At 38.8% G+C, this 10,889-nt stretch carries 12 protein-coding genes; 2 read left to right on the top strand and 10 right to left on the bottom strand.

Annotation, left to right across the window (positions count from 1 at the left end):
- Positions 1 to 118 precede the first annotated feature (118 nt).
- Positions 119 to 592 carry a SprT family protein gene (locus tag CHI06_RS25040; protein WP_095251328.1) on the bottom strand — a complete coding sequence of 158 codons (474 nt, stop codon included), beginning with the start codon at positions 590 to 592 and terminating at the stop codon, positions 119 to 121.
- Between the two features lie 92 nt (positions 593 to 684).
- Between CHI06_RS25040 and cmpA the strand changes: the two genes are divergently transcribed.
- The gene (cmpA, locus tag CHI06_RS25035) at positions 685 to 798 is read left to right on the top strand and encodes a cortex morphogenetic protein CmpA (protein ID WP_095251326.1); all 114 of its coding nucleotides are present in this window, start codon (positions 685 to 687) and stop codon (positions 796 to 798) included.
- A 252-nt stretch (positions 799 to 1,050) separates the two neighbouring features.
- On the opposite strand, the gene CHI06_RS25030 is transcribed toward cmpA, so the two are convergent.
- The 6 genes from CHI06_RS25030 to acpS all read right to left on the bottom strand — a co-directional run bounded on the left by CHI06_RS25030 (position 1,051) and on the right by acpS (position 7,016).
- Positions 1,051 to 3,240, bottom strand: a complete 2,190-nt coding sequence (locus CHI06_RS25030) for a Tex family protein (protein WP_179292777.1) — start codon at positions 3,238 to 3,240, stop codon at positions 1,051 to 1,053.
- Between the two features lie 173 nt (positions 3,241 to 3,413).
- Positions 3,414 to 3,764, bottom strand: a complete 351-nt coding sequence (locus tag CHI06_RS25025) for a type II toxin-antitoxin system PemK/MazF family toxin (protein ID WP_034673264.1) — start codon at positions 3,762 to 3,764, stop codon at positions 3,414 to 3,416.
- A 4-nt stretch (positions 3,765 to 3,768) separates the two neighbouring features.
- On the bottom strand, positions 3,769 to 4,050 hold the full coding sequence (locus CHI06_RS25020) for a CopG family ribbon-helix-helix protein (protein WP_095251323.1): 282 nt from the start codon (positions 4,048 to 4,050) through the stop codon (positions 3,769 to 3,771).
- A 185-nt stretch (positions 4,051 to 4,235) separates the two neighbouring features.
- Entirely contained in the window at positions 4,236 to 5,399 is a 1,164-nt protein-coding gene (gene alr / locus CHI06_RS25015; protein WP_095251321.1) for an alanine racemase, read from the bottom strand.
- A gap of 125 nt (positions 5,400 to 5,524) precedes the next feature.
- The gene (locus tag CHI06_RS25010; protein ID WP_095251320.1) at positions 5,525 to 6,535 is read right to left on the bottom strand and encodes a LolA family protein; all 1,011 of its coding nucleotides are present in this window, start codon (positions 6,533 to 6,535) and stop codon (positions 5,525 to 5,527) included.
- Positions 6,536 to 6,665: 130 nt separating this feature from the next.
- Entirely contained in the window at positions 6,666 to 7,016 is a 351-nt protein-coding gene (gene acpS, locus CHI06_RS25005) for a holo-ACP synthase (protein WP_095251318.1), read from the bottom strand.
- Between the two features lie 101 nt (positions 7,017 to 7,117).
- On the opposite strand from acpS, the gene CHI06_RS25000 reads away from it, so the two are divergent.
- Entirely contained in the window at positions 7,118 to 7,711 is a 594-nt protein-coding gene (locus tag CHI06_RS25000) for a rhomboid family intramembrane serine protease (RefSeq protein ID WP_095251317.1), read from the top strand.
- Positions 7,712 to 7,725: 14 nt separating this feature from the next.
- Here the strand turns inward: CHI06_RS25000 and CHI06_RS24995 are convergent, their stop codons facing one another.
- From CHI06_RS24995 to uvsE, 3 genes are all read right to left on the bottom strand, one after another.
- Complete coding sequence (locus CHI06_RS24995) at positions 7,726 to 9,165, bottom strand: PH domain-containing protein (RefSeq protein WP_095251315.1); 1,440 nt, start codon at positions 9,163 to 9,165, stop codon at positions 7,726 to 7,728.
- Positions 9,158 to 9,637: a PH domain-containing protein gene (locus CHI06_RS24990; RefSeq protein WP_095251314.1), complete on the bottom strand. Its 480-nt coding sequence runs from the start codon at positions 9,635 to 9,637 to the stop codon at positions 9,158 to 9,160. The genes CHI06_RS24995 and CHI06_RS24990 overlap by 8 nt, the downstream gene beginning before the upstream one ends.
- A 66-nt stretch (positions 9,638 to 9,703) precedes the next feature.
- Positions 9,704 to 10,666: a UV DNA damage repair endonuclease UvsE gene (gene uvsE / locus CHI06_RS24985; protein ID WP_095251312.1), complete on the bottom strand. Its 963-nt coding sequence runs from the start codon at positions 10,664 to 10,666 to the stop codon at positions 9,704 to 9,706.
- Positions 10,667 to 10,889 lie beyond the last annotated feature (223 nt).

The following is a 10,889-nucleotide window of genomic DNA, read 5'->3' as shown; positions in this document are numbered from 1 at the left end:
TAATTAAATTTTTCGATGTCAAACAAGGACAATCAGCTTGTCGACTCTTTACATTATAATGACGATGTATTATAAAGTCAATACGATTTTCATAGAAAATATCCTGCATATTATTTCCTTATTCTTCATGTAACTCTTTTACCTTTTTAAGCTTACCTCTGCAATTTCCACACACATACCGATTTGTATTAATACTTCTTTTTCTTTTATATTGCTGACGGCATTTTGTACATTCATAAAGGAGAATTATATTTGGGGTGCGTTTCTTAGGTTTGTCTAGCAGTGGACTGCAGAATCTTGGTGCACCTACTTTTTTCAATAACATTTTGAAATCTGGATCACGGTGCTGATACCCTTTTCCTTCTAAGTGGAGATGGTAATGGCAGAGTTCATGTTTAATAATCCCGATTAGTTCGTTTAAACCCAGTTGGTCTAAGTATTTTTTATTGATATCGATGTTATGAGTTCCAAGTAGATATCTTCCCCCTGTTGAACGCAGCCTGCTATTAAAGGAGGCTTTATGCCTAAATGGCTTACCAAAGAATTCAATCGAGACTTTTTCGACTAATTTTTGTAGTTCTTTATCCTCCATTTACCTTCCTCCTTACATAAAGCGAACGTGACAACCTATTATAGCATATATTGTAGGTACCTATAATGATCTACTTTTCGGGAGGGTAAACTATGCCGACTTGGTTCCAAAACCAAATGAAAAGAGCTTTCTACGAGAAGGACCGATATCAAATTAAACTGTTAAACCAATGCTGGTTTTTTTACAGGAAGAAACATATTTCATAAGAATACAATGCTCTGTTACTAATAATGTCTATTGGTTACCGCTTTTTTATTTTCTCTTGCTGTTTCGGTAACCAATAGCCTCTATTAGTTACCACTTTTTCGATTTTTCTTTTATTTGGTCACCATGAACGCTCCATGGTTACCACTTTCTCAATTTTCTTTTCATTCTGGTCATCATGAACGCTCCAAGTTCAACTTCACAAAAAAAAGATGACCATCCGAAAAAAATGGTCATCTTCATTAACTGTTTCGTTATTTAGATGGCGCCAGCATGGTTAATGCTACTCTGCCTTTTTTCATATCAACTGAGTCCACCCAAACGGTTACCACATCACCAACAGATACGATATCCAAAGGATGTTTCACAAAACGATTACTTAGCTTAGAAATGTGAACGAGACCATCCTGCTTAACGCCGATATCTACAAACGCGCCAAAGTCTACTACATTTCTAACTGTCCCCTGCAGTTCCATTCCTGCACTTAAATCTTCTAATTTAAGGACATCCTTTTTCAATAATGGACGCGGCAGGTCATCACGCGGGTCACGTTCTGGTCTTACAAGCGCATCGATGATATCTTTTAATGTTAATTCACCAATTGACAGCTCTGCAGAAATTGATTTTAAATCAAGATCACCAAGAGCATCTCTTAATTCAGCACTACCTAAATCATCTGTTGAAAAGCCCAGGCTCTCTAATAACTTTTTCACTTCATTATAGCTTTCTGGGTGAATTCCTGTCTTGTCTAACGGCTGCTTCCCATCTAATACACGCAAGAAGCCAATGGCTTGTTCATATGTTTTAGCCCCTAGACGAGGGACTTTCTTTAATTGGACCCTGCTCGTAAACTTTCCTTCCTCTTCTCTTTTCTTCACAATATTATGGGCAGCTGTTTTTGTCAGTCCTGCAACATATTGCAACAAGGAAGCTGAAGCTGTATTTACATTCACACCTACACGGTTAACCGCGGTTTCCACAACAAAATGCAATGATTCGGAAAGGCGCTTTTGCGTAACATCATGCTGGTATTGACCAACCCCTACTGATTTCGGGTCTATCTTCACTAGCTCAGCAAGTGGATCCTGTAATCTTCTTGCAATTGAGACAGCACTTCGTTCTTCTACTTGAAAATTAGGAAACTCTTCTCTCGCTATATCAGAGGCAGAGTACACACTGGCACCCGCCTCATTCACAATTAGATAATAGATTTCATCTTCCATTTCCTTCAGGATATCTGCTACGAATTGTTCGGTTTCCCTTGAGGCAGTTCCATTGCCTATGGCAGCCATCTCTACTTTATAATCCCGAAGAATTTGAATGAATTTTTCTTTCGCTTCCTTTGTCTTTGAGACGGGTGGATGCGGATAAATCACATCAATCTTCAACACCTTACCTGTTTCATCCACAACCGCTAGCTTACAGCCTGTCCGGTAAGCCGGGTCAACGCCAATAACCACTTTTCCTTTCAAAGGCGGCTGCAAAAGGAGGTTACGAAGATTTTCAGAGAAGATATGAATCGCTTGCTCTTCACCTTTATCATTTAGTTCACCCCGAATTTCCCTTTCAATCGAGGGCTGGATAAGCCGCTTATAGCTATCTTCAATTGCTTCTATTACAAAAGGTGCTGCGGGTGAATGCTGAACACGTACCCATTTTCTTGATAGATAGGATAGGATTATGTCATTATTCATCTTTATCGATACCCTTAAGATATCTTCCTTCTCACCACGATTTAATGCAAGGATTCGATGGGGAACAATTTTATTTACTGGCTCTTCATATTCATAGTACATTTCATAAACTTTTTTCTCGTCTTTTTCCGCATCTTTTACTGTTGATTCCACTTTTCCTGACTTAAAGGTTTCGTTACGAATCCATTTCCGCCCCTCTGCATCATCGGAAATCATTTCAGCAATGATATCTTTCGCACCAGCAATCGCGTCTTCGGCCGTAAGGACTTCTTTTTCATCCGATAAAAATTCCTTTGCCTTTTCCTCAATCGGAGTTTTAGGAAATGTTAATAACCATTCTGCTAATGGTTCTAGCCCCTTTTCCTTTGCAACCGTCGCTTTTGTACGTCGTTTTTGTTTATAAGGACGATATAAATCTTCCACCTCTTGAAGCTTTTCTGCTTTCGTTATTTTATGTGATAGTTCTTCGGTTAATTTTCCTTGCTCTGCAATGGTCCGAAGTACTTCTTCTTTCCTTTGCTCAAGGTTTTGTATGTATTGCCAGCGTTCCTGGATATTTCGTATTTGGACTTCATCTAGTGCCCCTGTCATTTCTTTACGGTAGCGGGCGATAAATGGCACGGTGTTGCCCTCATTCAATAACGAGATTACACTCTTTACCTGCTTATGAGGTATGGTTAACTCGGCAGCTACCTTCCCAAGGAGCTGTTCATCTTTTACAACTGTATCATTCACTTCACAAACCTCCATCCATTCCTATTACCATATTGTATCAAATTACCTTAATCGATTCATTAAAGGAGCAGATTCTTCTTATAAATAAAAAAATAGCAAGCTAATTAGCTTGCTAAAGGCAGAAACAAATATGAGGTTAGAGCATACGTATAAAAAAACGCTCTTTCTAAGAAGAGCGTGCATTCATGCTAAAATTCGATGAGACCTATACTTACTCGCAAGGCTTCATCCACTTTTTCCATCATTTCGTCATCGAGATGGGTTATTTTATCGGTTAACCGCTGTTTATCAATTGTACGAATCTGTTCTAAAAGTATGACTGAATCTCGTTCAAAACCGTAGCGCTTCGCATCAATTTCTACATGAGTGGGAAGCTTCGCTTTTTGAATTTGTGCTGTAATCGCTGCAACAATAACTGTGGGACTAAACCGATTCCCGATGTCGTTTTGAATGACAAGTACAGGACGGACGCCGCCTTGTTCAGAACCAACAACTGGGGATAGGTCCGCGAAATAAACGTCACCACGCTTGACAATCAAGGGATTACCCTCCGCTTACAAGACGTTCAACTGTGTGCTCTGCCTCAAATTCTGCTTGAAATGCTTCCGATGCAATCGATAAATTGATCATTGCCATTTCCATGTACCCACGTCTCATGGATTCGCGAATTTGTCTCTTTTTTCGTTCGCGTAAATACATTTTAGTTGCCTGATAAATAAACTCGCTCCGGTTAACGTTTTCTAATTTTACAAAACCATCTAACTCGGTTAAAAGATGTTGCGGTAATTTTACTAAGATTTCCGTAGTTGCGCCGGATTCAGACACAAACATACACCTCCACCATCACTACACACCATTTTTTCTATCTACCATATTTAATAATACCACTTAATGCCCAACATGCATAGACTAATTATAATACTTCTGTATTATAGGCCAAACAAACTACCTTTTATGCACCAAAATTCCGCATTATCATAAATATGTTCCCATTTTTAATAATAGGCCATTTATTCGGGCAGAAGATAGTTTTTTAATACGACAATTTTCCCACCTTGTTTATATAGACGGGGCACTCTAGTTGAGATGATACATGGTACTTCATAATTGATTGTTTCTAGTTTTTGAGCAATTTCATTAACTGAAATAAACTCTTCACTCTGTCTGCCTATTAACGTAACAGTCGTCCCGACAGGAACTTCATGTGGTAATTTTACCATACATTGATCCATACAAATCCTGCCAACAATTGGCACCCTTCTACCTTCAACCAATACTTCCTGCCCTTGAAGTCGACGAATCCAGCCGTCAGCATAACCGATAGGAATCGTACCAATCCACTCTTCGTCCTCTGCCTCATAAGTAGCACCATAACTTACTTTATCACCTTTATCGAGTTTTTTCACATGGACAAGTCTCGAATGGAGCGAAAACGCCTCCTTAAGGGGAAAAGGCAGTTCATGTTCTATTTCAGGAGACGGTGTCAATCCATACATCGCAATTCCAAGACGAACGGCATTAAAATTAGCCTTTGAGAAACATAAAGCAGCGGCACTATTACTGCAATGGATATATTTAGGCTGTTCCTTCAGAACAGACAGCAAATCATGAAATAACTCTAATTGTTTATCTAGGTAAGTTTGATCTGCTTCATCTGCTGTGGCAAAGTGGGTAAAGATACCCTCAATTGACAGCCGTCCATCTCTTGAAATCGTTTCGATAACCTGTGCTAACTCTTCCTTTGTACGGATACCAATTCTCCCCATTCCAGTATCAAGCTTAATATGAACTGGAAGTACCTTATCTTTTGGAAGATAGGATTGTGCAACCGTTACCCATTCTAACTGGAATACTGTAATGGTAATGTTAAATTCGACTGCTAGCTCAACATCTTCTGGACGTGTTGCACCTAAGACTAGAATGGGTGCAAGTACTCCCTTATTCCGGAGGGCGATGGCCTCATCCATAAATGCAACTGCTAGATACGTTGCACCTGCTTTCAGTGCACTCTCGGCCACTTTAAAATCCCCATGACCGTATGCATTTGCTTTTACCACAGCTATGATTTCCACTTTGGGAGGCAAAAGTTTTTTGACAGATGTAACATTTGCGAGAATATAATCTAAATCAACCTCTGCCCATGTATCTCTATAAAAATAGCCCTGCTCTGTCATTATTCCACTTCCTAATTACTTAAAGTCACTTTTATATATTTATTTTTACCCTATTGATTATCAAACTACTTATTTTAATTGTCAAATGAAAAACAGGCCCTATACAGAGCCTGTATCCTTTAATCTTATTTTTCTACATCTCCTTGCACAGTTCTTGCAATCTCGATGAGTTCATTTTCCGTTAAGTCATTTGATGCAATCATGTAGTCTACACCATCGGAAGTCCACGTAATCGAGCCTTCAGAAACAGCACCGATAGTAATACCTAAATCAACTAAGTCTCCATCCACATAAGTTGGTGACGATGAGGCTTCCTTCACGGTTACCTTTTCTTGTACTAGTGTGAATGACTTAGCACCTTCATAGGTTAGGACAACACGTTTTCCATCCTCAAGTTTGACTACCTTTTCATCCACTAACTTCGCACCCATATCAGCAGTTGGGTATTTAACAGTAAAGGGTTCATCCTTACTATCTGCCATTACAGGAAGGTTTAGATCAGCACGAGTCATATTCTTTTTCATATCAAAATCGCTATCATCAAAGCTGGCGTTGAATTTAACCTTTGAGAATACTACAGTAACTAGAGCATTTCGATCTGGGTCCATCACTTTTACCATCGCCGGTGATAAATCTTCTTTGTTTAGTTTAATTTCCTGGATTGGCAGCATACTATTGTTTTGATAACGAGTTTTTGTTTCAAATACATAATGTTCTTTTGTAGCAGAGAATTTCGACTCTTTATCTTCAACAATGTCTTTAATTAACGATTCGTATAAATAAGCTTGGCTACTGTTTTGCGGCCAGTCACTTTGGAATTTGAAACTCTTTTTAAGTGCAGGAGTTAAAACAAATACCCCTTCATCATTACGTAAGATCATCTGGCTTTGATCTTTTTCTGCATTTTTTAAATTAACACGGTAGAATGTTGGATCCTTATGCCAAATCTCAACATTATACACCTGTGAATCAGTTCCCATTTTCAACGTCATTTTTGCATCTACTTTATAACCAGTTAAATCATTTAGTTTTCCATTCAACTCTTTCACCACATCATCTTTTGACTTAGAGCCACAGGCAGCTAGTAGAAAGATGACCATTAACCCCGTAAACAAAAGCAAAAACCTTTTCTTCAATTCCTTCAACCCCTTCTTGTCTCATTTTCATATGAATATAAAGAAGACTCGTCTCTCCCATTTCCCTATGAATATATGAGACAACCTTTTGGAATATGATAAAAGGATTGCCAAGCTATTATGAATTTTTCTACTTTTCTTCGATGACTACCTGTGCAACAGCATAATCTCTGCTGTGTGAAATAGAAAGAAATCCATTACTTTCAGGCTTTACGATACAGGGCTTGCCTAAAGAATCTGTTTCGATTTCAATATCTAGAAAAGATAACTCTTTACCGATTCCCGTCCCAAGAGCCTTAGAATAAGCCTCTTTTGCCGCAAATCTCCCAGCTAAAAATTCAATTTTTCTTCGCTCAGGAAGCTGTACGAACGTTCGTTTCTCATTTTCAGTCAGTATTCGATCTACTAATTTCTTTTGTCTAGTGACAATCTCTTCGATCCTGGAGAGTTCAATAATATCAATTCCAATCCCTTTAATCATGCTCAAGGTTCCCTTCTATTTATATTTAAAGATGCATAATAGTACAACAAGACCTTAATTCAGTCTATTATAATTAGTAAGTTTACTCAGGGAGGTTTTTTATGTTTACGAGAACAGAAAGTTTTCGCGAATTTATCCGTTTTTATCCGGTTGTTTCTATTATTATTGCCATCCATTTCCTTTTATATCTTTTAACCGCTTTACCCATATTCCCAAACTTTTGGTTTAAAGCGACTTTTTCAGGGGTAAACCTCTATATTATGGAAGGTGAGTATTGGAGACTTGTCACTCCCATCTTTACGCATGGCGGGTTTACACATGTTCTTTTTAACAGTTTCTCACTTGTTCTTTTTGGTCCAGCACTTGAAAGGCTTCTCGGTAAAGGTAAATTCCTGCTCGTCTATCTTGTTTCCGGGATCCTTGCAAATGTGGCGACTTTACTACTTGAACCTTTAACCTATGTACATGTTGGGTCTAGTGGCGCGATTTTTGGATTATTTGGCTATTATATAAGCATGATTCTCTTTCGTAAGCATATGCTCTCACAGCAAAATTCGCAAATTATCCTTATCATTTGTGCTCTTAGCTTGATTATGACCTTCATCCAGCCCAATATTAATATCACTGCCCATCTATTTGGTTTATTAGGAGGTTTTTTACTAGGAGCTATTTTTTATAATAAAAAGAGGGATTGAGCCAATATTTTGGTTCAATCCCTTTTATTAGCTTCCCTCGAAAACCAAGAATAAACTTGCTTCACATCATTTTGGTCCATATCGATTACAGTGCCCCCAGCACCACCGAAGCCAACCTTCACGAATGCTTCCAGCGACCCTAGTTCTTTTCTTTTTTGAAAGTAGCTTTCTTTCATTTCTAGACTTTGGATTTTATTTTTCTTGATAAATACGGTAGATCTAACTAGCTTTCGATACCGTAGATTTAATTGCTGGTTTTCCAGCTTCCATCCGGCATCCTTATATTTTAATATTCCCCAAAAAGTAAACCACGCTAGAACTATCAATGAAAGAAGTCCCCAAGCCTTTAGAAAGAAAATAGCAGCAGCCACTACAGGAACAATAAAGATCCAGCTCCTAAAAACATAACGAAGCATCGCTCTTTTAGGTACGGGATTAAAGCTTGAGGATAGTTGGTAATCCGTAAGATGGGGCCCCAAAATGTCTTTAATTGTATCTATCTTTACAAGCGGCAGGAGCAGTACCTTTGAACCTTCTTGATTACTAGCTGAACCACCTGCACTTTCAACCAGAACCGACCCATAACCCAGCCATTGACGAACTATATTTTCATTAATCCTGATGGCTTGAATCCGAGTTAACGGAATTGTAATCTGTCTTTTTTCTAATAAACCTTGAGAAATAACCAAATCATGTTCTGTTTTCGTGACATTGAAATTCGCATATTTTAGCATCGTTCCAATAAGGGCAATAACCCAAGCAACCAGGAAGCCTCCAAAAACAAGCAGGACAATGATAATCAGATTACTTACTGCCCATTGTTCAACTCCACGAAATACTCTTTCATAAGGAATCAAATCATCCAGCTGTGAGAAAAACGCCAATACCGCTGATATGACTACTCCTACACCACCCGATGTAAGTGATAGTAAGATTAACTGAGCTGGAGTAATCCTATATACAGTATGACTAGGAATTTCCTGAACAGATTCAACTTCTTGAACAACAGGTTTTTTAGCTGCAGCTACATATTCTTGAATATAGCGCGCCTCTTCTTTAGAGATAGCCGCCAGGACCGCTTCTGCTTCATCTGTCCCGCTTCCTCCTGCGGTTTCAATCTTGACCTTCACCATTCCGCATAGACGTTGAAGGATTCCTTCTGAAATATCCAGACTTTGAATCCGCTCTAAAGGGATATATCTCTTCTTGCGAACAAAAACACCAAATTCGATCCGAAGCTCATTCTGCTCCAATCTATAGGTGTATCGCAGCCAGGAAAGAATACTTGTCAGAACGATTACAACCATTGCGATAGCGATCGCCCCAAATAGCAGCAGCTTTCCTCCTTTATTCCAAATAAAGAACAATGCAATAAAACTAAAAATGGTATCCTTTAACCTTTTACCTATAGTCAGCACTATCACAATCGGATGAAGCCTTTTCGGTTCAGACATCTTCATCCGCCACCCTTGCAAGATTAGAAATAAAGTGCCTTAATTCTTCTGCCTCACTCTCTTCTAATGCAGGAATTTCATGTGAAGTTGCAGCGGTATTAATAATAACTGAGGCTAATTGATATTTACGTAAAATAGGTCCCTGTACCGTATCAACATGTTGAACGCGAATCATCGGAATTAACGTTCGCTTTACGATGAAAATACCTTCCTGAAGTTCAACTTCCTCATCTCTAACATCATACCGCCAGCGTCTCCACTTTATTGACGGCAATAAAAAAATGAATAAATATGTAGAAATAAGTTCGATTCCAATTAATATCACTGAAATCCAAAATGGACCATTAAAGATATGTAATAGAAAAATAGCCACTCCTGTTAGGATCCAGCTAATGACAATCTTAATCACACCTGAAATTTTCCAAACGGTTAATGCCTTTGCAGATATACGTTTTTGCGGCTCTAGTATCATACACTTCCCCTCCCATTCACACTGCTCTCTTAAGTATACACGGTAATAAGGGAGGAAACATCAAGGTTATTCAACAACAAAACTAGATTGGTCTATTGGTTTAATTCCCTTACTGCCAAGTAAATCCTCCATTAGGCGAAAGAGGGCGGCATCCTTTTGCTTGGCTTCTATCATGCAATGGACCTCAGGAACAGTTCCTTTAATTTTATTTATGAATTCTAAAAACATTTCCGGATCAACAAAATCTGCGTGCGCCCTATATTCCTTCTCAGAGCGAGGACTTGATATATGCATTTTTACTGGAAGTGGTGATGTTTTCCACGTGCTAACGATTCGTCCCCAATCTTCCTGCCACTCTTCCTCTTCATGATTAGCCAAATGATGGTGGTAATCAAATACCATTGGTATCCCTAACTTCTCACAAAGGTATAGAGTTTCTTTCACTGTGAAAGTGGTATCATCGTTTTCGAGCATAATCATGTTTTGAATAGCAGGCTGGATATATCCCCAATTATGAATAAACTGTTCAAGTGCCTTTTCCTTATCGTCGTAGCCGCCGCCTACATGCAGTACACAACGATGTTCTGTGTCAATCTCCATGCCCTTTAGCAATTTCTTATGCATTACAAGTGTCTTCAATGCATTAGAGAGTATTTCTTTGTTGGGCGTATTAAGGACAACAAAATGGTCTGGGTGAAAGTCAATTCGCATTGGGTACTGATTAAGGTAGTCAGCGATTTTTTTAAATGATTCTTTCAATGGCTTTATATAATCCCAATCAAGCAGTTCCTCGTGATTAGCCAGCGGGATTAGGCGGGAGCTTAGACGGAAGAAGTGAATTTGATTTCCGGCATTGTGCTTTAATAACCTTAAGCAATGATCTATATTTGATTCTGCAATTCGCTCTAGCTTTCGAATTGCTGCTTCACGGTCCTTTATCTTGCTAAATTGTGCAAATGTCATCGTTTGAGACGGAGAAGCATTTTGAAGCACAACACTCATCGCCACATATCCAAGTTTAACAATCATCCATAATCACTCCCTCCAGTTGTACTCTTACTATTCCCCATAACCCCTAAATTTCGACGGTACAATCGGGCAGGTTGGGTGAATCACAGCCTTTCTTTTTATGGAATATCGGCTTTCCTGCCAAAAAGGTGTCTTCACCTGCTAATTTTGACTGCCTACCTGCCCTTTCCCCCACTTCACCTGCCAAATCCCTTTGTTTATCTGCCTAACCAATTCGCCACAT

It is taken from the genome of Bacillus sp. 7884-1 (genome assembly GCF_002272245.1).
In the GTDB taxonomy this organism is placed as follows: domain Bacteria; phylum Bacillota; class Bacilli; order Bacillales; family Cytobacillaceae; genus Neobacillus.
This window is presented reverse-complemented; position numbering and strand designations above follow the sequence as displayed.

Bases quoted from the DNA above. Each gene is read 5' to 3' on its own strand.
- CHI06_RS24995 (WP_095251315.1), bottom strand. From the start codon at position 9,165: ATGTCTGAACCGAAAAGGCTTCATCCGATTGTGATAGTGCTGACTATA.
- CHI06_RS25040 (WP_095251328.1), bottom strand. From the start codon at position 592: ATGGAGGATAAAGAACTACAAAAATTAGTCGAAAAAGTCTCGATTGAA.
- CHI06_RS25000 (WP_095251317.1), top strand. From the start codon at position 7,118: ATGTTTACGAGAACAGAAAGTTTTCGCGAATTTATCCGTTTTTATCCG.
- alr (WP_095251321.1), bottom strand. From the start codon at position 5,399: ATGACAGAGCAGGGCTATTTTTATAGAGATACATGGGCAGAGGTTGAT.
- acpS (WP_095251318.1), bottom strand. From the start codon at position 7,016: ATGATTAAAGGGATTGGAATTGATATTATTGAACTCTCCAGGATCGAA.
- CHI06_RS24990 (WP_095251314.1), bottom strand. From the start codon at position 9,637: ATGATACTAGAGCCGCAAAAACGTATATCTGCAAAGGCATTAACCGTT.
- cmpA (WP_095251326.1), top strand. From the start codon at position 685: ATGCCGACTTGGTTCCAAAACCAAATGAAAAGAGCTTTCTACGAGAAG.
- uvsE (WP_095251312.1), bottom strand. From the start codon at position 10,666: ATGATTGTTAAACTTGGATATGTGGCGATGAGTGTTGTGCTTCAAAAT.
- CHI06_RS25030 (WP_179292777.1), bottom strand. From the start codon at position 3,240: ATGGAGGTTTGTGAAGTGAATGATACAGTTGTAAAAGATGAACAGCTC.